General features: G+C 73.3%; 21 protein-coding genes and 1 pseudogene. 12 read left to right on the top strand and 10 right to left on the bottom strand.

Annotated features, from left to right (window positions below; all coding sequences use genetic code 11):
• Positions 1-152: 152 nt before the first annotated feature.
• Together uvrB and E5082_RS07970 are read right to left on the bottom strand one after the other, a co-directional pair.
• Complete coding sequence (gene uvrB, locus E5082_RS07975) at positions 153-2,300, bottom strand: excinuclease ABC subunit UvrB (protein ID WP_135790552.1); 2,148 nt, start codon at positions 2,298-2,300, stop codon at positions 153-155.
• Positions 2,301-2,341: 41 nt separating this feature from the next.
• Positions 2,342-3,217, bottom strand: coding sequence for an MHYT domain-containing protein (locus E5082_RS07970; protein ID WP_135790551.1), 876 nt, complete (start codon positions 3,215-3,217; stop codon positions 2,342-2,344).
• Positions 3,218-3,495: 278 nt separating this feature from the next.
• On the opposite strand from E5082_RS07970, the gene E5082_RS07965 reads away from it, so the two are divergent.
• From E5082_RS07965 to E5082_RS07950, 4 genes are all read left to right on the top strand, one after another.
• The gene (locus E5082_RS07965; RefSeq protein WP_135790550.1) at positions 3,496-4,365 is read left to right on the top strand and encodes a glycerophosphodiester phosphodiesterase; all 870 of its coding nucleotides are present in this window, start codon (positions 3,496-3,498) and stop codon (positions 4,363-4,365) included.
• 49 nt (positions 4,366-4,414) lie between these two features.
• Complete coding sequence (locus E5082_RS07960) at positions 4,415-4,969, top strand: methylated-DNA--[protein]-cysteine S-methyltransferase (protein ID WP_135790549.1); 555 nt, start codon at positions 4,415-4,417, stop codon at positions 4,967-4,969.
• 90 nt (positions 4,970-5,059) lie between these two features.
• Positions 5,060-5,968 carry a pseudouridine-5'-phosphate glycosidase gene (locus tag E5082_RS07955; protein ID WP_190045168.1) on the top strand — a complete coding sequence of 303 codons (909 nt, stop codon included), beginning with the start codon at positions 5,060-5,062 and terminating at the stop codon, positions 5,966-5,968.
• The gene (locus E5082_RS07950) at positions 5,953-6,906 is read left to right on the top strand and encodes a carbohydrate kinase family protein (protein ID WP_135790548.1); all 954 of its coding nucleotides are present in this window, start codon (positions 5,953-5,955) and stop codon (positions 6,904-6,906) included. The genes E5082_RS07955 and E5082_RS07950 overlap by 16 nt, the downstream gene beginning before the upstream one ends.
• Positions 6,907-6,915: 9 nt before the next feature.
• On the opposite strand, the gene E5082_RS07945 is transcribed toward E5082_RS07950, so the two are convergent.
• Positions 6,916-7,710 (bottom strand): methyltransferase domain-containing protein, encoded by a 795-nt coding sequence (locus E5082_RS07945; protein WP_135790547.1) that lies wholly within the window; start codon positions 7,708-7,710, stop codon positions 6,916-6,918.
• A 178-nt stretch (positions 7,711-7,888) separates the two neighbouring features.
• Here E5082_RS07945 and E5082_RS07940 point away from each other — a divergent pair, with 178 nt between their 5' ends.
• Complete coding sequence (locus E5082_RS07940) at positions 7,889-9,016, top strand: magnesium and cobalt transport protein CorA (RefSeq protein ID WP_135790546.1); 1,128 nt, start codon at positions 7,889-7,891, stop codon at positions 9,014-9,016.
• A 31-nt stretch (positions 9,017-9,047) separates the two neighbouring features.
• On the opposite strand, the gene E5082_RS07935 is transcribed toward E5082_RS07940, so the two are convergent.
• Entirely contained in the window at positions 9,048-9,680 is a 633-nt protein-coding gene (locus E5082_RS07935) for a nucleoside/nucleotide kinase family protein (RefSeq protein ID WP_135790545.1), read from the bottom strand.
• Positions 9,681-9,822: 142 nt separating this feature from the next.
• Here E5082_RS07935 and E5082_RS07930 point away from each other — a divergent pair, with 142 nt between their 5' ends.
• Both E5082_RS07930 and E5082_RS07925 read left to right on the top strand, forming a co-directional pair.
• Positions 9,823-10,554 carry a DUF2293 domain-containing protein gene (locus E5082_RS07930; RefSeq protein WP_229918668.1) on the top strand — a complete coding sequence of 244 codons (732 nt, stop codon included), beginning with the start codon at positions 9,823-9,825 and terminating at the stop codon, positions 10,552-10,554.
• Between the two features lie 240 nt (positions 10,555-10,794).
• On the top strand, positions 10,795-12,282 hold the full coding sequence (locus tag E5082_RS07925; protein WP_135790543.1) for a glutamate synthase subunit beta: 1,488 nt from the start codon (positions 10,795-10,797) through the stop codon (positions 12,280-12,282).
• An 84-nt stretch (positions 12,283-12,366) separates the two neighbouring features.
• Here E5082_RS07925 and E5082_RS07920 read toward each other — a convergent pair whose 3' ends face one another.
• A complete protein-coding gene (locus E5082_RS07920) occupies positions 12,367-12,621 on the bottom strand; it encodes a DUF397 domain-containing protein (RefSeq protein ID WP_030809830.1) in 255 nt (84 codons plus the stop codon).
• Positions 12,622-13,482, bottom strand: coding sequence for a helix-turn-helix domain-containing protein (locus tag E5082_RS07915; protein WP_135790542.1), 861 nt, complete (start codon positions 13,480-13,482; stop codon positions 12,622-12,624).
• 240 nt (positions 13,483-13,722) lie between these two features.
• Between E5082_RS07915 and E5082_RS07910 the strand changes: the two genes are divergently transcribed.
• The 3 genes from E5082_RS07910 (at position 13,723) to E5082_RS07900 (ending at position 16,957) form a co-directional block, all read left to right on the top strand.
• Positions 13,723-14,421 (top strand): ATP-binding protein, encoded by a 699-nt coding sequence (locus E5082_RS07910; protein WP_135790541.1) that lies wholly within the window; start codon positions 13,723-13,725, stop codon positions 14,419-14,421.
• Entirely contained in the window at positions 14,418-14,840 is a 423-nt protein-coding gene (locus tag E5082_RS07905; RefSeq protein ID WP_135790540.1) for a hypothetical protein, read from the top strand. Before E5082_RS07910 ends, E5082_RS07905 begins: the two co-directional genes overlap by 4 nt.
• 254 nt (positions 14,841-15,094) lie before the next feature.
• Positions 15,095-16,957 (top strand): ABC transporter ATP-binding protein, encoded by a 1,863-nt coding sequence (locus E5082_RS07900; protein WP_229918695.1) that lies wholly within the window; start codon positions 15,095-15,097, stop codon positions 16,955-16,957.
• 19 nt (positions 16,958-16,976) lie between these two features.
• On the opposite strand, the gene E5082_RS32300 is transcribed toward E5082_RS07900, so the two are convergent.
• The 4 genes from E5082_RS32300 to E5082_RS07885 form a co-directional block, all read right to left on the bottom strand.
• Positions 16,977-17,153: a hypothetical protein gene (locus tag E5082_RS32300; protein WP_167514005.1), complete on the bottom strand. Its 177-nt coding sequence runs from the start codon at positions 17,151-17,153 to the stop codon at positions 16,977-16,979.
• Between the two features lie 185 nt (positions 17,154-17,338).
• Entirely contained in the window at positions 17,339-17,983 is a 645-nt protein-coding gene (locus E5082_RS07895; protein ID WP_135790538.1) for a DUF899 domain-containing protein, read from the bottom strand.
• Positions 17,984-18,082: 99 nt separating this feature from the next.
• The gene (locus E5082_RS07890; protein WP_229918669.1) at positions 18,083-19,933 is read right to left on the bottom strand and encodes an FUSC family protein; all 1,851 of its coding nucleotides are present in this window, start codon (positions 19,931-19,933) and stop codon (positions 18,083-18,085) included.
• A 56-nt stretch (positions 19,934-19,989) separates the two neighbouring features.
• Positions 19,990-20,811, bottom strand: coding sequence for a nucleotidyltransferase domain-containing protein (locus E5082_RS07885; RefSeq protein WP_135790537.1), 822 nt, complete (start codon positions 20,809-20,811; stop codon positions 19,990-19,992).
• Between the two features lie 93 nt (positions 20,812-20,904).
• On the opposite strand from E5082_RS07885, the gene E5082_RS07880 reads away from it, so the two are divergent.
• Together E5082_RS07880 and E5082_RS07875 are read left to right on the top strand one after the other, a co-directional pair.
• Complete coding sequence (locus E5082_RS07880) at positions 20,905-21,315, top strand: RidA family protein (RefSeq protein WP_135790536.1); 411 nt, start codon at positions 20,905-20,907, stop codon at positions 21,313-21,315.
• Positions 21,312-21,760 (top strand): annotated as a pseudogene (locus E5082_RS07875) (GNAT family N-acetyltransferase). Before E5082_RS07880 ends, E5082_RS07875 begins: the two are co-directional and overlap by 4 nt.
• Positions 21,761-21,762: the final 2 nt, after the last annotated feature.

The raw sequence follows: 21,762 nt of genomic DNA, 5'->3' as shown, positions 1-21,762 counted from the left end.
GAGTCCCCTCTCGGTGTTCCCCTGTTGCCGCGCATCGCGCGGTTGCCCAGAACCCTACGCAGCGTCGCCGACCGTGCCGAACCCCGGCCCGCGCTTTGTGTCGGTGTTGCAACACTGGGCCCGTATGCCGAGGTCCGGACGGGTCGGGAGGGTCAGGCGAGACCGGCCTCCCGCATCTGGCGCAGTTCCTTCTTCATCTCGGACACCTCGTCGCGCAGCCGGGCGGCGATCTCGAACTGGAGCTCCGCGGCGGCGGCGCGCATGCGGTCCGTCATCTCCTCGATCTGCCCGGCGAGTTCTGCGGCCGGCTGGTCGGTCGGCTGCGTCCTGCCCTTAACCTTCGTCCTGGCCGCCTTCGCCTTGGCGTCCTGGGTCGCCTTGCCGCCCAGGCTGGGCACCGGCGCCTTGGCCGCCTTGCCGTCCTTCTGCTGCCGGTAACCCGTGCCGAGGAGCTGCTCGGTGTCGACGTCCTCACGGGCGATCTGCGCGACGATGTCGTTGATCTTCTTGCGCAGCGGCTGCGGGTCGATGCCGTTGGCCTTGTTGTACGCGACCTGCTTCTCTCGGCGCCGGTTGGTCTCGTCGATGGCCTTCTCCATCGCCGGGGTGATCTTGTCGGCGTACATGTGGACCTGGCCGGAGACGTTGCGCGCCGCGCGGCCGATGGTCTGGATCAGCGAGGTGCCGGAGCGCAGGAAGCCCTCCTTGTCGGCGTCGAGGATGGCCACCAGGGACACCTCGGGCAGGTCGAGGCCCTCGCGCAGCAGGTTGATGCCGACCAGGACGTCGTACTCACCGGCGCGCAGCTCGCGCAGCAGCTCCACGCGGCGCAGGGTGTCCACGTCGCTGTGCAGATAGCGGACCTGGATGCCGAGTTCCACGAAGTAGTCGGTGAGGTCCTCGGCCATCTTCTTGGTGAGCGTGGTGACCAGGACGCGCTCGTTCTTGTCGGTGCGCTCCCGGATCTCGTGCACCAGGTCGTCGATCTGGCCCTCGGTCGGCTTGACCACGACCTCGGGGTCGACCAGGCCGGTCGGGCGGATGATCTGCTCCACCACGCCGTCGCCGCGGGACAGCTCGTAGGCGCCCGGCGTCGCCGACAGGTAGACGGTCTGTCCGATGCGCTCCTGGAACTCCTCCCACTTCAGCGGGCGGTTGTCCAGCGCGGAGGGCAGCCGGAAGCCGTGGTCGACCAGGGTGCGCTTGCGGGACGCGTCGCCCTCGTACATGGCGCCGATCTGCGGGACGGTGACGTGCGACTCGTCGATGACCAGCAGGAAGTCGTCCGGGAAGTAGTCGAGCAGGGTGTTCGGCGGGGAGCCGGGGAGGCGGCCGTCGAAGTGCATCGAGTAGTTCTCCACGCCGGAGCAGGTGCCGATCTGGCGGAGCATCTCGATGTCGTAGGTGGTGCGCATCCGCAGGCGCTGGGCCTCCAGGAGCTTGCCCTGCTTCTCCAACTCGGCCAGGCGCTCCCCCAGCTCCTTCTCGATGCCGTTGACGGCGCGCTCCATGCGCTCCGGTCCGGCGACGTAGTGGGAGGCGGGGAAGACGTAGAGCTGCTGGTCGTCGCTGATGATCTCGCCGGTGATCGGGTGCAGCGTGGACAGCGCCTCGATCTCGTCGCCGAACATCTCGATGCGGACGGCCAGCTCCTCGTAGACCGGGAAGATCTCGATGGTGTCGCCACGCACGCGGAAGGTGCCGCGGGTGAAGGCGGTGTCGTTGCGCGTGTACTGAATGTCGACGAAGCGGCGCAGCAGGTCGTCCCGGTCGATCTCCTCGCCGACCTTGAGCGGGACCATGCGGTCCACGTACTCCTGCGGCGTGCCCAGGCCGTAGATGCACGAGACGGAGGCGACCACGACCACGTCACGGCGGGTGAGCAGGGAGTTCGTGGCCGAGTGGCGCAGGCGCTCGACCTCCTCGTTGATCGAGGAGTCCTTCTCGATGTAGGTGTCCGACTGCGGGACGTACGCCTCGGGCTGGTAGTAGTCGTAGTACGAGACGAAGTATTCGACCGCGTTGTTCGGGAGCAGCTCGCGGAACTCGTTGGCCAACTGGGCGGCCAGTGTCTTGTTCGGCGCCATGACCAGGGTCGGGCGCTGGAGCTTCTCGATCATCCACGCGGTGGTGGCGGACTTGCCGGTGCCGGTCGCGCCGAGCAGTACGACGTCCTTCTCGCCGCCCTGCACACGCTTGGCCAGGTCGGCGATGGCCGCCGGCTGGTCGCCGCTGGGCTGGTAGGGGCTGACGACCTCGAAGGGCGCCACCGTGCGTTCGATCTTTGAAACGGGCCGCATGCCATCAACCGTACGACCCCCCACTGACAACGGGTCCGGAGTCAGTGGCGCTGCGGGGTACGGGCGCCGTGGGCGTCGGCGTGGACCGGCTCCCGGTGCGGCCGCTGCCGCGGGCGAACGCGCTGGTGGGAGAGGACGGCGGCGGCCGGGACGCCCGGCTTGGACTCCGCGGGGATGCGCCGCGGCGCGCCCTTGACCATCAGCGGATCGAACATCACGACGACGGCCGCGAGGAGCAGCAGGGCGAGCGGTCCGACGAGGATCGGCGCGAGCACGGCGGCCGGCGAGCCGCTGGTCGCGGTGCCGGGGGTGCCGTGAAGGTGGACGGTGAGTCCGGCCATCCCGGTGTAGTGCATGCCGCTGACGGCGAGGCCCATGACGAGGCTGGCGCCGATGCTGCCCCGCCACCCCCGGACGTGTCCGGCGGCCCAGAGGGCGACGGTGGCGGCCACGACGGCGATGACGACGGAGGCGACGACGCCGGTGATGTCGTAGGTGAACTCTCCGTCGAAGCGCATGCCGACCATGCCGAGGTAGTGCATCGAGGCGACGCCCAGGCCGGTGATCGTGCCACCGGTGACGAGCGAGGTGCCGTTGGCGCCCCGGTAGCCGATCATGAAGATCCCGACGCCCACCATGACGATGGCCAGACCGAGGCTGGCGTAGGTCATCGGTTTGTCGAAGCGGATCGGCGTCTCGTCGATGGAGAAGCCCATCATGGCGATGAAGTGCATGGTCCAGATGCCGGAGCCGATCGCGGTCGAGCCCAGGGCCAGCCACGCGGGCCGCCAGGAGTGGGTGACCAGCAGGGACCGGGTGGTGCAGCGCAGGCCGAGGGCGCCGCCCAGGCAGGCCATCACATAGCCCACCAGGGGGGTGACGACCCCATAGCTGAATCCGTCGATCGTGCCTCGCATGCGCGGCTGTCCCTCGCCTTCTCGCGTCCCTTCACCGACGCGATGTTCCCCCTGCCCGGCACCGCGGTGGCGGTCGGGACTGTCGGAGAGAGTATGGCCGCCACCGGAATGGTCGAATGATATTCCGGCAAAGAAACACGGCCTTACCCCACTTGTGCGGCACCGGTGTACGGAGTTGGGCCCCGCCGTTCATCGTGTGGCCGTTCTGCGCTCCTGTGCTGTTGACGCTGCGCTGTCACCCTGGTGCTGTTGGTATTCGCCGGACGTGAGGAGTACGCATGCACGCGCACGCAGTCGCCGCCGCGGCCACCGCGGCCCTGGGAGCGACGGTCCTGCTGAGCCCCGGTCCTGACGGCCGGCCCGTCAGGGCGGCCCAGCCCACGGTGGTCGCCCACCGCGGGGCCTCCGCGTACGCGCCCGAGAACACGCTGTCCGCCATCGACAAGGCGGCGAGGCTGGGCTTCTCCTGGGTGGAGAACGACGTGCAGCGGACCAAGGACGGCAAGCTGGTCGTCATCCACGACGACAGCCTGGCGCGCACCACGAACGTCGAGGACGTCTTCCCCGGCCGGGCGCCCTGGAAGGTGAAGGACTTCACGGCGGCGGAGATCGCCCGGCTGGACGCGGGGAGCTGGTTCTCCCCCGCCTACGCGGGCGCGCGCGTGCCGACGCTCGATCGCTACATGCGCCGGGTCGAGCGCAACCACGAGAAACTCCTGCTGGAGGTCAAGAACCCCGAGCTTTACCCCGGCATCGAGGCGCAGATCCTCAAGAGTCTGAGCAACGAGGGCTGGCTGGACCGCGCGCACCAGAACCGGCTGATCGTGCAGAGCTTCAGCGCGGACAGCATCCGTACCGTGCACCGGCTCAAGCCCGCGCTCACCACCGGCTACCTGGGCCGTCCGAAGGTCGCCGACCTGGGCGGCTACGCCGGGTTCGCCGACCTGGTCAATCCGGCGTACGCGGACATCTCCGCGAGCTACGTCTCGGCGGCGCACGCCCTGAAGGGGCCGCACGGCAAGCCTCTCCGGGTCTTCACGTGGACGGTGAACGACGCGGCCACGGCGCGGAAGGTCCGGGGCTACGGCGTCGACGGCATCATCACCAACAAGCCGGACGTGGTGCGCACGGCGCTCAGCGCCGACTGACTTCCCCCGTCAGTGCCCCTTGTCGGTGCCGGGTCGTACCGTGGTCGGCATGGACAGCCAGGGGCAGGACGGACAGCGGGTCGTGTGGGCGGTCGTGGACACCCGCATCGGCCCGCTGATGCTGGCCGCGAGCGGCCAGGGGCTGGTCAACGTGGTCTTCCACGCCACCGGGCCGGTGCGCGAGCGCGCACTGAGGCGGCTGGCGGCGCGGTACGGCACCGAGCCGGTCGAGGAACCGGGCGCACCCCTGCTGGCGGAGGCGATACGGCAGGTCGGGGACTATCTGGCGGGCGGGCGGCAGGACTTCGACCTGCCGCTGGACTGGTCGCTGATCTCCGGTTTCAACCGGGCGGTGCTGCGCGAACTGGCGGACGGCGTCCCGTACGGCACGGTGGTCGGCTACGGCGATCTGGCCCGGCGGGTCGGGCAGCCGGGCGGGGCGCAGGCGGTGGGCACGGCGATGGGTGCCAACCCGTTGCCGGTGGTCGTGCCGTGTCACCGGGTGGTGGAGAGCGACGGCGGGATCGGGGGGTTCGGGGGCGGGCTGGAGACGAAGCGGCAGTTGCTCGCGCTGGAGGGCGTGCTGCCCGAGCCGCTGTTCTGACGGTGCCTACCGCCGATTCCGGGGCACGGCGTTTGGCCGGGGGCCGCACCCGCCAGGAATGAGGGGAGGCGACTGACGGGAGGCGGGCGCGTGGTGCTGGTGTTGTCGGAGGAGGTCCGGGAGGCGACGGGCACCGGACGGCCGGTGGTGGCCCTGGAGTCGACGATCATCGCGCACGGGCTGCCACGCCCGCGCAATCTCCAGGTGGCGCTGGAGCTGGAGGACGTGGTCCGCCGCGAGGGGGCCGTCCCCGCCACGATCGCCGTGCTCGACGGCAAGCCCCATGTCGGTCTGGACAAGGGCCAGTTGGAGCGGGTGGCCAACGAGGACGGCATCCGCAAGCTGGGCCACCGGGACCTGCCGCTCGCCGTGGCCACCGGGGCGAGCGGGGCGACCACGGTGTCGGCGACGGCGCGGTTGGCCGCGCTGGCCGGCATCCGGGTGTTCGCCACCGGCGGGCTGGGCGGGGTGCACCGGCAGTGGACGACGACCCAGGACGAGTCGGCCGACCTCGGGCTGCTGGCCCGGACCCGGATCACCGTGGTGTGCGCGGGCGTGAAGTCGATCCTGGACGTGCCGGCCACCTTGCAGCGGCTGGAGACGCTGGGCGTGGCCGTCGCCGGTTACCGTACCGCGCGGTTCCCCGGCTTCTATCTGTCCGACTCGGGCCATCCGGTGGACTGGACGCTGCGGGACCCGGAGCAGGTCGCGGAGGTCATGCGGGCACAGGACACGCTCGGCGGACCGGAGTCGGCGCTGATCGTGGCCAACCCCGTCCCACCCGGGCAGCAGCTCGACCCCGAACTGCACGCGCGTGTGCTCGCCGAGGCGCTGCGCGCCTGCGAGGAGGAGGGGATCAGCGGCCAGGCCGTCACCCCGTTCCTGCTCGCTCATCTCGTCCGGCACACGGACGGGGAGTCGCTGCGCGCCAACCTGGCGGCGGTGCGCGGCAATGTGGAGCTGGCGGCGCGCATCGCCTCGGCGTGGGCGATGAGGTGACCGGCGGCCCGGCGGAAGGGCTGCTGGTCGTCGGGGACGTGATCACCGATGTGGTGGCCCGGCACCGGGGCCCGCTCGCCGCGCGCACCGACACGGCCGCCGTGATCCGGACGCTGCCGGGCGGCGCGGGCGCCAACGTGGCGTGCTGGGCCGCCGACGCGGGCTGCGCGGACGTACGGCTGCTGGCGCGGGTGGGCGTGGACGCGGTGCGGTGGCACGAGCGGGAGCTGCGGGCGGCCGGGGTGCGGCCGCGGCTGGTGGTGGACCCGGTGGAGCCGACCGGCACGGTGATCTGCCTGGTCGACGGGGAGGCGGCGGCCGAGCGCACGTTCCTCACCTCCAGCGGGGCTTCGCTGCGGCTCGAACCGGACGACTGGTCGGAGCGGTTGCTCGACGGGGTGGCCCGGCTGCATCTGTCGGGGTACCTGCTGTTCGCCGAGTCCAGCCGGGCGTTGGCCGAGACCGCGCTTGCGGCGGCGCGTGCGCGCGGGGTGCCGGTGAGTCTGGACCCGGCTTCGGCGGGGTTCCTCGCACGGTTCGGGGCGGAGCGGTTCCTGGAGTTCGCCAAGCAGCTCGATGTGCTGCTGCCGAGCCGGGACGAGGCGTACCTGCTGACGGGGGTGTCCGACTGGGCCGAGGCGGCGGCTGAGTTGAGCGGGCTCGGGCCGGTGGTGGTGGCCAAGTCGGGGGCCGAGGGGGCGTTGGTGGCGCGGTCGGGGGTGGTGAGCGCCCGAATTCCGGCGGTACCGGCTCGGGCGACGGACAGTACGGGGGCCGGGGACGCGTTCACCGGGGCGTTCCTGGCGGCTCTGGTGGCGGGCGCCCGTGCGGAGGTCGCGGCGGAGTGGGGGTGCCGGGCCGGGGCGCGGGCGGTGCGGCGGGTGGGCGGCCGGCCCCCGCACCCGGACGACGCCGGGCGGGCGCCGCACACCCTCTGAGGCCGGTACTCAGACCCTGCGCCCCCATGCCGAGATCAACGGCGCCGTCGCCAGATCCATGCCGCCCGCCGCGACGTTGGCGAGGTGGCGGTCGATGTCCTCGTCGGTCGCGAGCCCCGCCTCGACCAGGCGGCCCCGGATCTGACGGACCGTGGCCAGTTCGAGCGCGGTGCACGCCGGTGAGGTGAGCGGGAAGTACGCGTCGGCCTCGACCTGCCGCAGCCCGGCCTCACGGAGGAGCCGCGGCAGGCGGCGCCCGTAGGAGAGGTCGGCGCCGCGCTCGGCGAGGAGCCGGCGGAAGCCCTGGCGGAGCCGGTTGGCGAGCCGCTCCTCGGGGCCGTGCTCGTCGGGGCAGGTCAGGGGCTGCAGGGCCGGGTCGGCGTCCTCGACCAGCAGCCGGCCGCCGGGCCGCAGCGCTTCGATCATGGAGCGCAACGCCCCCTCCCGGTCCGGGACATGGACCAGCACGAGCCGGGCGTGCACCAGGTCGAAGCCCCCGCCGGGCGGCTCCTCGGCGCCCACGTCATGGGTACGGACCTCCACCGGCGGCCGGGCCACGGTGTCCAGGCGCGAGGTGTCGATGTCGGTGGCGAGGACGGTACCGGTCGGGCCGACCTTCCGGGCGAGCCAGGAGACGACGGAGGTCCCCCCGGCGCCGGCCTCCCAGCAGCGCCAGCCGGGGCCGACGCCGAGGCGTTCCAGGTGGCGGAACGTGGTGGGGTCGAAGAGGGAGGCGAAGGCGTCGAAGCGCTCGCCCGCCTCGGCCTGCCGGTTGTCCAGGAGGTATCCGTCCGATGGCGCCATGTCCCGCATCGTCCCAGCCGGTCGCCGGGTCCGGGGCGGCCGACCCTCCGTCCACAGGCGGGAACCAAGCGGAATCCGCTGTTCCCACAGGCTTCCCCGGCCTTCTCGACGGACTGGCAGACTGACCGGGCAGGGCACGAATGGTGTGGGGTGCGGAGATCCAGGCAAGGAGATCCAGATGTCGATGGCGGGGAATCTGCGGAAAGTCTCAAAGCTGAGCAAGGTCGGCGGCCTGCGCAAGGTGGCCGGTCTGGCCCGGCGCCGGCCGCGTGTGGACCTGAGCCACCCGGCCAGGTCGCCGCTGGGTTCCTCGGTCGTGAACTGCGTGATGTATCAGGACGGCATACGCGTGCCGGGCTCCGCCGATGTGGTGGACGCTGTGAAGACGGTCCGCAACACCGGCGACGGTTTCGTCTGGCTGGGTCTGCACGAGCCGACCGCCGAGGAGTTCGCCGATGTGGCCGAGCTGTTCGACCTGCACCCGCTCGCGGTGGAGGACGCGGTGGAGGCCCACCAGCGCCCGAAGCTGGAGCGGTACGGCGACACGCTCTTCGCGGTGCTGAAGACCGTCTGCTACGTGGAGCACGAGAAGCTGACGGCGACGAGCGAGGTGGTGAACACCGGCGAGATCATGGTGTTCGTCGGCGAGGACTTCGTCATCACCGTGCGGCACGGCCACCATGGCTCACTGGGCCCGCTGCGCGAGGAGCTGGAGTCGCGCCCGCGTCAGCTCGCCAAGGGCCCCTCGGCGGTGCTGCACGCCGTCGCGGACCACGTGGTGGACGAGTACCTGAACGTCACGGACGCGGTGCAGGGCGATGTCGAGCAGGTCGAGACGGACGTCTTCTCGGAGGAGGGCGGCCGGGCCGATCCGGGGCGGATCTACCAGCTCAAGCGCGAACTGCTCGAACTGAAACGGGCGGCGGTGCCGCTGGTGCGCCCGGTGGAGGACCTGGCCACCCGGCCGATGAGGGTGGTCGACCCCGAGATACAGGCGTACTTCCGCGATGTGATGGACCATCTGATACGGGCCAAGGACCAGATCGCCGCGTTCGACGAGCTGCTCAACTCCATCCTCCAGGCCCATCTGGCCCAGGTGACGGTCGCGCAGAACGAGGACATGCGGAAGATCACGGCCTGGGCCGCGATCGTCGCGGTGCCGACAATGGTCTGCGGTGTCTACGGCATGAACTTCGAGTACATGCCGGAGGCGCGGTGGCACTACGGCTACCCGGTGATCATGGGCGTCACCGCGCTGGCCTGTGTCGCGCTGTGGCGGGGCTTCCGGCGCAACGGCTGGTTCTGACCCGCCGGTCCTCCGGGTCCGGCGGGCGAGGTCAGCCGTTCCAGGCGGGATGCCGGGGGTCGTCGGCGCGTACGACCACGTCGGCCGTCGCGGCGGGGTCGGTCTCCCTCTCGTAGCGGGCGAAGGCGGGGAGCGTCCAGTGCTCGGGGTCGGGGGTGCGGCGGCGCAGGGCGCCGGACGACAGCAGGACGTGGACGGTCAGGTCGAACGGGAACCAGTGCTGGAGAAGAAGGGGGCCGTGCAGGAGCAGAACTCCGCCGGGCGGCAACTGGACGTAGGAGCTGCGGGTGGCGCGGTCGGTGACCGGGTCCCACAGATCGGGCAGCACCCGCCCGTCGCCCCCCGCGTCCAGGGGACCGAGGACCTCGCGCCACAGCGCGCCGGTGTCGAACCAGCCGCTGTAGTACGACTCCTCGTCGCGCCGCCCGTGCTCCAGGCGGAGGGAGGCGGGGCGCAGGAAGCCCTCGGCGCCGACGACCAGTGACGGCCGGCCGCGTACCCGGAGCGCCTCGGAGATCCGGGTGGCCAGGTCACCCGGCCCCGCGGCGGGCGCTCCGTCGAGGCCCACGCGCGGCCAGGGGCTGCCGTCGGCGGGCTCCAGCGCCAGAATCTGGTCGGCGAGCCGTTCGGCCAGCCGCTCCCAGGTGATCGCTTCGAGTCGCACACGCCCATGATGCCGGGAAGCCGGAAAGGGAAGGCCCAGGAGGGGAGGGAAGGAGGAGTGGCCGGGTCTCGTGCGGGGGGAGGACCGGCCGGTGCTGGGGAAAGAACCGCGTATGGCACGTCCCGCAGGTGCACGCCGTTCCGTGGAGCCACGCTCCCCCGCGCTGCCCGATGCCGGAGGCGGTCCGGTCGTGGTGCAGCCGCAGCAGCGCAAGCACTGCGTGGCCTGCCGGCAGGGGCCGCTGGCCCTGCTGGTGCTGGAGGACGGGGCGCCGCGTTGCCTCGACTGCGCGGATCTGGGGCACCTGGTGTTCCTCCCGCGCGGGGATGCCGCGCTGACCCGCAGGGCGCGGGAGGAGAGCGCGCTGTCGGCGGTGGTGGTGCGGTTCGCGCGGCGGCGTGGCCGGTACGAGCGCCAGGGCCTGCTGGTGGAGGAGGCCGCACTGGCGCGGGCGGAGGAACGCTGTCTGGCCGACGCGGAGGTCCGGCAGCGGCGCCGGGTGCGGGACGCGCGACGCCGGATGGCGGAGGACGAGCGGTTCGTCGCGGAGTTCGCGGCGGAGATCGGGCGGCTGTTCCCCGGCTGTCCGGACGGCCGGGCGCGGGCGGTCGCCGGGCACGCGGCCCTGCGGGGCAGTGGGCGGGTCGGGCGGAGCGCGGCTGGCCGGGCGCTGTCGGAGGCGGCGGTGACCTCGGCGGTGGTGGCGTCGGTACGCCACCTGGACACGCCGTACGACGGGCTGCTGATGAGCGGAGTGCCCCGGCGCGAGGCGCGCGAGCGGATCGCCGGGGCGGTGGAGGAAGTGCTGCGGGAGTGGCGGGAGCCGGCCGCGCGGGAGGTGGTGGAACCGGGACGGGAGCAGGGAGAGGAGTGACGGAAGTGGAGCGAGGGAGCCGGGGGTCGCGGGCGTGGGCCGGTGGGCCGCTGGAGTGCGGAAAGGTGGCGTCCGCCGCCCTGCGCCGGGGTCGGTGGAGACGTATCGTGGCCGGAAAGACACAGGGACGGGGTCGTCTTCGGGCCGGGTGACCGCCGAGGGCCCCCGTCCGATGCCGCACGGCCCGTGGCACCCTCAGTGCCCTCCATACCCCGGTACACGTCCGCGAGGAAGACGCCCATGGCCGATCCCAAGGGGTTCATGAGCACACCGCGCCAGGAGTGGCCGCGGCGGCCGGTGGTGGAGCGGGTCCGGGACTGGGACGAGATCTACGTACCGGGGGCGTTGCTGCCGATCGTGAGTGCGCAGGCGAACCGGTGCATGGACTGCGGGGTCCCGTTCTGCCACGACGCCTGTCCGCTGGGGAACCTGATCCCCGAGTGGAACGACCTGGTGGCCCGGTCGGACTGGCGGGCGGCGAGCGAGCGGCTGCACGCGACGAACAACTTCCCCGAGTTCACCGGCAGATTGTGTCCGGCGCCCTGCGAGGCGGGGTGTGTGCTGGCCATCAACCAGCCCGCCGTCACGATCAAGAACGTCGAGTGGGCGATCGCCGAGCGGGCCTGGGAGGAGGGGTTCGTGCCGCCCCGGCCGCCGGACCGGCTGTCCGGGAAGACGGTCGCGGTGATCGGGTCCGGGCCGACCGGGCTGGCCGCCGCGCAGCAGCTCACGCGGGCGGGGCACACCGTGGCGGTGTACGAGAAGGACGACCGGATCGGGGGGCTGATGCGGTACGGCATCCCCGAGTTCAAGATGGAGAAGCGCTTCCTGGACCGGCGCCTGGAGCAGATGCGGGCGGAGGGGACCCGGTTCCGTACGTCGACGGCGGTCGGGCAGGACATACCGGCGCCGGAGCTGCGGTCCCGGTACGACGCGGTGGTGATCGCCACCGGTGCCACGGCGTGGCGGGAACTGCCGGTGCCTGGACGGGAGTTGGCCGGGGTCCATCAGGCCATGGAGTACCTGCCGCCGGCCAACCGGGTGTGCGCGGGCGACCTGGAGGCCAACCCCCTGTCGGCGGCCGGGCGGCATGTGGTGATCGTGGGCGGCGGGGACACCGGCGCCGACTGCCTGGGGACGGCGGTACGCGAGGGCGCCGCGTCCGTGACCCAGTTGGACATCTACGCCCGGCCGGGCGGCGAGCGGGACGCGGAGGCGGAGCCGTGGCCGACGTACCCGAAGCTCTACCGTCTCTCCGGCGCGCACGAGGAAGCGGGTGAGCTGCGGACCGCTCCGGCGGCGGACGCGGACGCCCGGCTGTTCGCGGCGTCCACGCTCCGGTTCACCGGGGACGGGCAAGGGCGGGTGAAGGAACTGCACCTGGTGGAGGTGGACGAGCGGCGCCGGCCGGTGACGGGCACCGAGCGGGTGCTGCCGGCCGACCTGGTGCTGCTGGCGCTCGGCTTCTCCGGGCCGGACCGTGCGGACGGTCTCATCGACCAGTTGGGGCTGGAGACGGAGCCGCGCGGCACGCTCGCGCGGGACGGGGAGTTCGGCACCAACGTGCCGGGGGTGTTCGCCGCCGGGGACGCGGCGCGCGGTCAGTCGCTCGTGGTGTGGGCGATCGCGGAGGGCCGGGCGGTGGCGGCGGCCGTGGACCGGTATCTGATGGGTGAGTCGTGGCTGGAGGCGCCGATCTCGCCGTACGACCGGCCGATGGCGGTGTAGCCATCGGCCGGACCGGAGCGAAAGGGGGAGTGCGGGGACGGGGGGTCAAGGGTGTTGCGCAGAGTCAAAAACAGTGACAGCCGTTCAGGAGAGCAGGAAGTCCGCCTCTCCCGCCTTCGCACCCTCGATGAAGGCGGTCATCTCGGCGGTGGTGTATATCAGCGCGGGGCCGTCCGGGTCGGTGGACTGACGTACGGCGATGCGGCCGTCGGCCAGCTTCATGGCCTCCAGGCAGTTCCCGCCGTTGCCGCCGCTCCAGGGCTTGTGCCAGCCCACGGCGCCCAGTTCCCGCGCGGGCATGCCGTTGTAGACGCGGCGGCGCGGATTGATGCGATCCATTCACAGCTCCTTGCGGAGATCCCGCAGGATCTCCTTCGTGCGTTGTGCCGTGGCGGCCTGCGCCGCCATGCGGTCCATGACCTCCAGATGAGTCGCCACCTCGGAGCGCGCGTCGAGGTAGACCGCGCCGGTCAGGTACTCGCTGTAGACCATGTCCGGGAGTTCGGGCATGGCGAACCGGAACAGTACGAAGGGGCCGTACGTGCCCGGATGCGGCCCGTTGGCGAACGGGGCCACCTGGAGGGTGACGCCGGGCAGCGTCGTGGCCTCCAGAAGTCTGTCGAGCTGGGCGCGCATCACCTCGGGGCCGCCGACCGGACGGCGCAGGGCGGTCTCGTCCATCACGGCCCAGAAGCGGGGGGCGTCGGGGCGGGTGAGGAGTTCCTGACGGCGCATCCGGAGATCGACGTGGCGCTCGATGTCGTCGGGGCTGGTCTGGCCGACGGCGCCGGATCTGAGCACCCCGCGCGCGTAGTCCTCGGTCTGGAGCAGGCCGGGGACGAAGTGCGGCTCGTAGGAGCGGATGAGCGCGGCGGCGCCCTCCAGGCTGACGTACATGGAGAACCAGCCGGGCAGGATGTCGTGGAACCGCTGCCACCAGCCGGGCCGGTTGGCCTCCTCGGCGAGCTGCACGAAGAGTTCGGCCTCGTCGTCCGGAACACCGTAGGACTTCAGCAGGAGTTGGAGGTACGGGATCTTGAGGGAGACCTCGGCCGTCTCCATGCGGCGCACGGTGGCGGGGGCGACGCGCAGGACGCGGGCGGCCTCCTCGCGCTTGAGCCCGGCGCGTTCCCGCAGGTCCAGCAGGCGGCGGCCGAGGACCACCTGACCCACGGTCGGCGCGGACCGCGGTTCGCTCACGTTGCCACCTCCGACGGAAGGGATACCGGTTGCCTGGGCGGGGATACCCGGTGAAGGAACCCCGACAGCCCTGCGGCGCCGTTCGAAGACGCGATCGACGATCCGGACGGATCGGCGAGGGTCCCAATTGGCGCCGCGCGAGGTGCTGTTGCGAGCAGTGTGCCACGGCCGTTCACCGCGTCATACCGCACTCTGCATTTTTCAGAGTGACACTTGCCAAGTGTTCACGGCGAGGAGATAGTGGCAAGCGTGATTCCGTCCGCGCCCTTAGGAACAGACTCCGCCGCAGACCGTTCCCGTCCCGGCGCAGCACCGGCACCGGCAACGGCCGGGGCCGGCCGCCGGTTCCGCTTCGAGCTGGCCGCGCATCCGGGCTCCCCGGCCCAGGCCAGACGCCTGGCGCGGACCCGGCTCGCCGGCTGGTCGGTGTGCGCGGACACCTGCGAAAGCGCGGTCCTGGTCGTCTCCGAGCTGGTCACCAACGCCGTCGTGCACACCGCGAGCAGTCGCGTGGTGTGCGAACTGGCCGACCACGACGGCCTGGTGCGCATCGCCGTGCGGGACGAGGGATGCGCGCCCGGCGAGCCCCACCCGGCACAGCAGCGGCCCGACGAGGAGCACGGGAGGGGGTTGCTTCTGGTCGCCGCGCTGTGCCGGGCCTGGGGTGCCCAGGAGTACGGACCGGGCCTGCTGGTCTGGGCCGAGCTGGACCGCGGCCCCGCCGCGGACGGCCACTCCGACGCCCCGGCGCACACGGGCACCCGCGTCGGCACCCGCGCCACCGAGCCCCGCCACGACCTCGGCTGGGGCACACGCGGCAAGCCCGACCCCTCCCGCGCCCCCGGCGAGGACGTACGCTCCGCCCCCGGCCGCCACATCCGGGTGCCCGAGCAGTACGCCCCTGCCGCCGAACCCGCCGAAGTCCGGAGCCGGTCGTGACCGGCGCCGCCGGGCACCCGCTCGGTCTGAACACCCTGGTCCGGCTCGGGCGCGGCCGCCCCGCCCCGGCCCGGTCCCCCGGACCGCCGGTGCCCGAGGGCATGACCGCCCCGCTCGGCTGCGACGCCGTCGCCATGCCCGACCGCCTGGCCGCCCTGATCGTCCCCCGACTCCCCCGGGTGGGCTGTGTGTACGCCGAGGGCGGCCGCTGGTGGTGGCTCGTCCCGGCCGACTCCGACTACGCGCTGCCCTGGCCCGCCCCCGCCCAGTACGCTCCCGGCGCCCCCGTCCCCCGCACCGCCCATCTGCTGCGCCGCCCGGCCGGCACGATCCCCTACACCCCGCCCATCCCGCTCTACCTGGCTCTGTGCCGGGTCACCGGCACCACCCCGGACTGGTCCCGCCCCATACCGGCCTGACGCCACGCGCCCCCGGTACGGCATCCGCTCCGGCCGCCCCTCCCCGCGCACCCCCGTACGCCCCCGTTGCCCCCGCTCGCGCTCTGCCCGTGCCGGGCGCCCGCGGGGATAGTGGCCGTTCGGTCACGGCGAGCGGGAGGTCCGCGGTGCGGCAGCGACGGGGGCGGAACAGGCCAGGCGACTCCAAGGACCCGGACGGTCCCGAGGTCTCCGAGTCGGAGCGGCTGCTCTTCGGCGGCCCCCTGCGGTACGACATGGGGTGGAACGAGCACGCCGAGGCCTTCCTGGAGCTGAGCCTCCGCTCGATGGTGCGACGGCTCCCCGGCATGCTGGCGTCCAGTCTGGAGCTGGCCCGGCAGGCGGACCCGCGGGCCGCCCGTACCGTGCTGGCCGCCGAGGTGGGCCGGGGTGTGGCCCAGGCGGTGAGCCTGCTGGCCGTCAACAGCGCGCTCGGCAGCCTGCTCACCGGGCCGGACATCGAGCACCGGCTGCGCGCCGCCGTACCCGCCCTCGCGGTGATGGCGGCGACGATGCTGATCTCGGCGCTGCTGCGGGCCGCCTCCACCTACGCCACCGGGCGGCTGGAGCCCAAGGTGGAACGGGTGGCCACCGAGCTGTATCTGGAGCGGGCGGCCAATGTGGAGCTGGCCGCGATCGAGGACCACGCCTTCCACAAGCTGCTGGACACCGCGCAGTACGGCGCCCGCTCGGCGCGCCACATGATCTCCTACAGCGCGCGGGTGATCAACGCGCTGATCTCTCTCATGGCGGCGGCCGGTGTGCTGACCGTGCTGCACCCCGCGCTGCTCCCGCTGCTGGTCACCATGACGCTGCCGAGCGCCTGGAGCGCGCTGACCAACGCGCGGCGGCGCTACGAGTCGTTCCACACCTGGGTGCAGCACGCGCGGGCCGGGCACCTCATCGGCAGTCTGCTCACCGAGCCGGGGGCGGCGCCGGAGATCCGGGTGCACGGGGTCGGCCCGTTCCTGCTGCGGCACTATCGCGCGATGTCGGAGACGGCGGAGGCCGAACAGGCCCGGCTCTCCCGGCTGGCCGCCCGCACGGGCCTGGCGGCGGCCGCTTGGACGGGGCTGGCGACGCTCGCCACGTACGCCACCCTGGGCGCGCTGCTGCTGGCCGGGGCGATGGCGCTTTCGGTGGCGGGTACGGCGGTCATCGCCATCCGTACCGGGTCGGCGAGCCTGGACACGCTGGTGCTGGAGATCAACCAGCTGCACGAGGAGGCGCTGTTCGTCGGGGACCTGAAGCGGCTGTACGTGGAGGCGGCCGAGCGGGCGATCCCGGTGGGCGGGGAGGAACTGCCGGAGGAGCCGAAGGAGATCAGGTTCGAGGACGTCACCTTCAGCTACCCGGGCGATTCGGCGCGGCCCGCGCTGGACGGGGTGAGCCTCAGCCTGCCCATGGGCCGGATCATCGCGCTGGTCGGCGAGAACGGTTCGGGCAAGACGACCCTCGTCAAGCTGCTCGCGGGCCTGTACGCGCCGGACCGGGGCCGGGTGCTGTGGGACGGGGTGGACGCCGCGCGGGCAGACCGGCGGCTGCTGGCCGAGCGGGTGGCGATGGTGGCGCAGGACTTCAAACGGTGGCCGTTCACCGCGCGGGTGAACGTGGCGGTGGGCCGCTCCTCCGTACCGATGACCGAGGAGCGGCTGGCGGCGGCGGTCGCGGAGGCGGGTGCCGAGGAGGTGGTCGCGGGCCTGCCGCGCGGTCTGGACACCCTGCTGGCCCGCAATTTCACCGGCGGCCACGAGCTGTCCGGGGGCCAGTGGCAGCGGCTCGGGATCGCGCGGGCCGCCTACCGGCGGGGCGGCATCCTGATCGTGGACGAGCCGACGGCGGCGCTGGACGCGCGGGCCGAGCTGGCGGTGTTCGAGAAGATCCGGGCGCTGGCGGGCACCGGGCAGACCGTCGTGCTGATCACGCACCGGCTCGCCTCGGTCCGGCACGCGGATCTGGTGCATGTGCTGGAGCGGGGCCGGCTGGTGGAGTCCGGCAGCCCGGAGGAGCTGCTCGCGCGGGGCGGGGTGTACGCGGAGCTGTACGCGCTCCAGGCGGGGCAGTTCACCGCCCCGGTCTCCGCGCCGGGGCCCGGGTGAGCCGGAACCGCTCAGAAGTTCAGTCCACGCCCTCGGCGGCGCGCAGGATCACCAGGAAGGTGTCGGTCGCCAGGTCCATCACGACCTCGGCCGGCATCCCTTCCTGCCGTCGCGCGTGCGCGAACTCCTCCGCGGGCCACGAGCCGCGCGGGCCGCCTGCGGGAAAGCGTTCGAGCACGGTCCGCCCAATCACCATCTCGCACCTCCAGTCATGCGTCGTACTTACCGAAGTCAACGCGCTGGAGGGGGTGATCGCCTCGCCCGGTGACGGGACTGAGACATAGCCGACACCGGTTCACAGCCGAACGTGTACGTCCGCTCACCACAGGACATCGGCGGGCGCGTTCGGTGCCCGGACGGACACGGAACGGCACCGCCCGGTCAGTGGTCGTACTCGTCGTGCAGCCGGAGCCGGTCGCCGCCGTGCGGGTGGCGGCCGAGGGCGGTGAGGTCGAGCAGGCCGGAGAGGGCGCCGATGCCGTCCAGGGCGTCGTCGTACACGGAGTAGGTGTGGAAGATCCGGTCTCCGTCGCGCAGGAAGCAGCTCAGGCCGGGGCGTTCGACGGGGGCGCCGTCGCGGTCCACGGTCGCCTCGAAGTCGCGGTTGAAGTCGCTGTGGCAGGAGGAGTACCAGGGCACGGTCCAGCCCATCCGCGCCTTGAAGGGCAGCAGCCGGGTGAAGGGCGCGAGCGAGACGGCCGCGAAGGCGGTGTCGCGGGCCCGGAGGTGGGCGAGGGGGCCGAGCTGGTCGAGGAAGGCCGCACAGCAGGGGCAGCCGGCCTCCTGCTCCGGCGCGAACACGAAGTGCTGGACGACGAGCTGGGCGCGGTCCCCGAACAGGTCGAGCAGGGTGGCCTTGCCGTCGCCGCCCTCCAGGACGTACTCGTCGCGGACCTCGACGATGGGCAGCCGGCGCCGTTCCTCGCCGAGCGCGGCCCGTGCCCGCTCGACGGCCTGCTCCTTGCGCCGTAACTCCTCGCGCGCCGCCCGCCACCGTTCGCGGCTGACGATCTCCGGAAACGACATGAGCCCTCCTGTCCGACGGTCCGTCCGGGGTGCTGACCGTGGACGAGGGCACAACTCATCGGCGCGCGGCGGATTTTTTTTCCGGTGAGCGGCGGGCGGTCAGGCGGCCGTGCCGAGCCCGGTCCAGTCCCGGCCCCCGGCCTCCAGTTCCCGCAGCGCGGACTGGAGCTGGCCGGTGTGCCGGGGGGTGAGGCGGCCGGTGTCGTCCAGGTGGACCGCGCAGGCGGTGGTGGTGTCGACGAGCCGTTCCAGTACCGCGGCCACCTGGTCGGTGCCCTTCGTGTGCCGGGCCAGGGTGGGCAGCTCGGCGGCGGAGACGGCGATGGCGGTACGGGCCTCGGCGAGGGTGCGGTACGCCTCGCGGCGCAGCGCCCAGCGTTCGGCGTGGTCGCCGGTCCCGGCGAGGACGTGCGCGAGGTAGGCGTCCGCGGCGCTCCCCGCGGCGGCCAGCCGGGCCCGGACCCCGGCGCCGTGGCGGCCCGGCATCGGCAGATGGCCGACGATCAGGACGAGCGCGCAGGCCACCATGGTCTCGGCGATCCGGCCCAGGCACGCCTGGGGCTCCCCGCCGGCCATGATCAGGGCGAGCACGAGCACGGTGACGACGGCGGTCAGCGCGGCGAAGTGCCGGGTGGAGACGGGCAGCAGCGCGCCGGACACGGTGACCATCACGATCAGCCCGGCCGGATGGGGCAGCAGCGCGGCCAGACCGGCGAACACCAGCGCGCCGAGCACGGTCCCCGCGGCCCGGCACAGCACGCGGGAGACCAGCGGGCCGAGGTCGGGCTTGACGAGGAAGACGACGGTGAGCGGCAGCCAGTACCAGTGCGGGTGGCTGCCGTACCAGCCGGTGTGGTGGAGGGCCTGGGCGATGCCGGCTCCGGCACCGAAGCAGAGGGCGACGCGCAGCCCGTACTCGCGGCCCGCCGTGCCGGCCATGGCCCGTATCGCACCGCGTACCCCGCCGCGCCGGCCGAGGGTGAGGTGACGGACGCTTCCGGCGCGGTCGAACGCTTCGGCGGCGCGCAGCAGGGCGTCGTCGAGGGCGCGCAGGGCGGGCGCGGCGCGGGTGGGGGCGGGCAGCGGACCTGCGGCGGTGTTGCCGCGGACGGCGGCGGCGAGCCGGCGGGGGCCCGCCGAGGCCCGCGCGGAGAGCGCCTCGCCCGCCCAGGCGAGGGCGGTGGCGGCCTCGGCCAGGGGCAGCGCGGCCCGGTACTGGGCGTGCAGGCGCCGTTCGGCGGCTGAGGCCGCGTGGCGGCGCAGCCGGGGCCCGGCGAGGGCGTCCTGCGCGTGGTCGAGGGCGGCGGTGAGCGCGGCCCGGCGGGCGGGCGCGGTGCCGGTGCCGGCCGCGTCGAGGAGGGCGGCGACGGCGTCGTACACGTCCGCCACCGCCCGGCGCTCGCCGTCGAAGCGGAAGTCGCCCGAGAGCGAGCCGGGGGTGGGCAGGGCGAGACGGAGCAGGAGCAGCCAGAGCGCCCCGGCGAGGAAGGTGAGGGCGCCCTGCCAGGCGGGCGGCCCGGCCGGGGTGCCCGCGCCGACGGCGGCGGTGACGAGGAGCTGGGTGCCGGCCGCCGAGGCGACCGGGCCGACGGCACTGATCGAGCCCGCCAGCAGGCCGAGCACCGTCAGCGCGACGGTGAGCGGTACGGCGGCAAGGTGCTGTCCGCCGTAGATGCCGGCGAGCAGGCCGAGGGCGCCGGCCAGGGCGGGGGTGCCGAGGCGGTCCACGGAGGCGCGCCTGCTGCCGGGGCGGTCGTTGATCCCGGCGAGCATCGCGCCGGTCGCGGCGAGGACGCCCTCGGTGGTCAGTCCGGCGAGCATCCCGGCGACCAGCAGCGGTCCGGCGGCGAGGGCACCCCGGACCACCGCACTCCAGGGCAGGGGGCCGCGCTGGGCGCGGAAGGCGTGGGCGAGCCAGGGCGGAAGTGACCGGACGGCGGGGCGCGACACGGGGCTCCTGTTCGTACGAGGGCGGGGGCCTTCGGACGACGGTGGCCGAGTGGGGGTCACTCCAGGGTAGAGCGTGGCGCGGCGGTGGATGCTACGCCTGGGTTTCGAGGAGGTGAAAGATGCCCCGGTGGCGTGAGCAGGATCTCCTCCGCCTCGGTCACCGCGCCGATGAGCGTCCTGGGCGTGAGGGCGGCGGTCACCTCGTCGATCCGGCGCAGCCCGGCGCGCTCCAGCAGTCGCTTCTCGTTGGTGATCCACTCCCCGCGCTCGGCCAGCACTGCGTGCGCGGCCTGGGCGGCGGCGGTGGCCAGCGCACCGGCGACCTCGGTGAGCCGGCCGTGCGGGGCGTGGTTGGCGCGGGCGTAGCCGAGGGTGGCGCGGGCGGTGCCCCGCCAGCGCTCGGGCGCGGTGCGGCGCAGCGCGTCCGGGTAGGCGGCGGGGCGGGGCAGGGTGCCGCGCAGCACCTGGTTGACGGCCAGCTCGGCGACGATCAGGTACGTGGGAATCCCCGCGAGGTGGAACAGCAGGGGCTCGACGCGGAAGCGCCCCTGCTCCGCCTCGGCCAGCTCGTGCTCAACGGTGCCGAGGTCCCGGTAGTGGACGTCGACCCGGCGGCCGTCGACGGTGAGCCACGCCCCGCCGTTGAACACCCCGCCGCCCCAGCCGCCGACCTCGGAGACCTCGCCCTCCCAGCCGAGGGCGCGCAGGTCGGCGGGGTCGAAGCCGCCCCGGTAGTACACGGCGAGGTCCCAGTCGCTGTCCTCGGTGTGGGTGCCCTGCGCCCGCGACCCGCCGAGCGCGACGGCCCGCACGGTGGGCAGCCCGGCGAGACGGTCGGCGGTGGCGGAGAGGAAGTCGGCGTCGGAGAGGGCGGGCACGGCGGCTCCTCGGTGTCGGCGTTATTCGGATGCGCGGGCGGCTCCGGCTGCCAATGATGGGCGGTCGTCCGCCCGCGTATCCAGGGAGCCGCCATGATCCGCCGTGTCACCGTCCCCGGTCTCTTCCCGCCGCCGGCCTACGCCCATGCCTCCGTGGTGGAGGCGGGCACCCGGCTCGCTTTCCTCGCGGGCGCGGTGCCGCTGGACGAGCGGGGCGAACTGGTGGGGCCCGGCGATCCGGTGGCCCAGGCCGGGCAGGTGATCGCCAACCTGCGGGAGCAGCTGCGGGCCGTGGGCAGCGATCTGGAGCACGTCCTGGTGACCGAGGTGTACGTGGTGAGCGACCAGCCCTCGGTGCTCTCGTCGGTGTGGGAAGTGGTGGAGGCGTCCGGTCTGAGCAAGGGCCCGCACTCCTCCACCCTGCTCGGCGTCGCCTGCCTCGGCTACACCGGCCAGCTGGTGGAGATCACCGCCACGGCCGCGATCCCGGAGGCGGGCGAGTGACGGTCCGGCTGCGGCGGGCCGCCCCGGCGGACGCCCGCGCCACGGCCGATGTCTGGCTGCGCTCCTTCGCCGCCGCCCTGCCCACGGTCGTCCGGCCCCGCTCGGACGACGAGGTCCGCGCCCACACCGGGACGTGGTGATCCCGCTGCGCGAGACCTGGGTGGCCGAGGCGGAGGACGGCGCGATCGTCGGCATGATGGTGCTCGACGGGGACCTGCTGTCCCAGCTCTACCTGGCCCCCGCCCATCGCGGACGCGGCCTCGGCGACCGGTTCGTGGCGCTGGCCAAGGAGCGCGGGCCGGGCGGGCTGACGCTGTGGACGTTCCAGGTGAACGAGCCCGCGCACCGCTTCTACGAGCGCCACGGCTTCGTCGCCGTCGAGCGCACCGACGGCCGCAACAACGAGGAGCGGGAGCCGGACGTGCGGTACGTCTGGCAGCCCTGACC

It is taken from the genome of Streptomyces griseoluteus (genome assembly GCF_004784465.1).
Lineage (GTDB): Bacteria > Actinomycetota > Actinomycetes > Streptomycetales > Streptomycetaceae > Streptomyces > Streptomyces griseoluteus.
The sequence above is the reverse complement of the archived record's forward strand: the minus strand, read 5'-3'. Positions and strand labels throughout refer to the sequence as shown.

What these genes read in the sequence shown, in the direction of transcription:
- E5082_RS07970 (WP_135790551.1), bottom strand. Translation starts at nt 3,217, where the DNA reads ATGCGAGGCACGATCGACGGATTCAGCTATGGGGTCGTCACCCCCCTG.
- E5082_RS07960 (WP_135790549.1), top strand. Translation starts at nt 4,415, where the DNA reads ATGGACAGCCAGGGGCAGGACGGACAGCGGGTCGTGTGGGCGGTCGTG.
- E5082_RS07945 (WP_135790547.1), bottom strand. Translation starts at nt 7,710, where the DNA reads ATGGCGCCATCGGACGGATACCTCCTGGACAACCGGCAGGCCGAGGCG.
- E5082_RS32300 (WP_167514005.1), bottom strand. Translation starts at nt 17,153, where the DNA reads ATGGTGATTGGGCGGACCGTGCTCGAACGCTTTCCCGCAGGCGGCCCG.
- E5082_RS07925 (WP_135790543.1), top strand. Translation starts at nt 10,795, where the DNA reads ATGGCCGATCCCAAGGGGTTCATGAGCACACCGCGCCAGGAGTGGCCG.
- E5082_RS07900 (WP_229918695.1), top strand. Translation starts at nt 15,095, where the DNA reads ATGGGGTGGAACGAGCACGCCGAGGCCTTCCTGGAGCTGAGCCTCCGC.
- E5082_RS07965 (WP_135790550.1), top strand. Translation starts at nt 3,496, where the DNA reads ATGCACGCGCACGCAGTCGCCGCCGCGGCCACCGCGGCCCTGGGAGCG.
- uvrB (WP_135790552.1), bottom strand. Translation starts at nt 2,300, where the DNA reads ATGCGGCCCGTTTCAAAGATCGAACGCACGGTGGCGCCCTTCGAGGTC.
- E5082_RS07895 (WP_135790538.1), bottom strand. Translation starts at nt 17,983, where the DNA reads ATGTCGTTTCCGGAGATCGTCAGCCGCGAACGGTGGCGGGCGGCGCGC.
- E5082_RS07920 (WP_030809830.1), bottom strand. Translation starts at nt 12,621, where the DNA reads ATGGATCGCATCAATCCGCGCCGCCGCGTCTACAACGGCATGCCCGCG.
- E5082_RS07880 (WP_135790536.1), top strand. Translation starts at nt 20,905, where the DNA reads ATGATCCGCCGTGTCACCGTCCCCGGTCTCTTCCCGCCGCCGGCCTAC.
- E5082_RS07940 (WP_135790546.1), top strand. Translation starts at nt 7,889, where the DNA reads ATGTCGATGGCGGGGAATCTGCGGAAAGTCTCAAAGCTGAGCAAGGTC.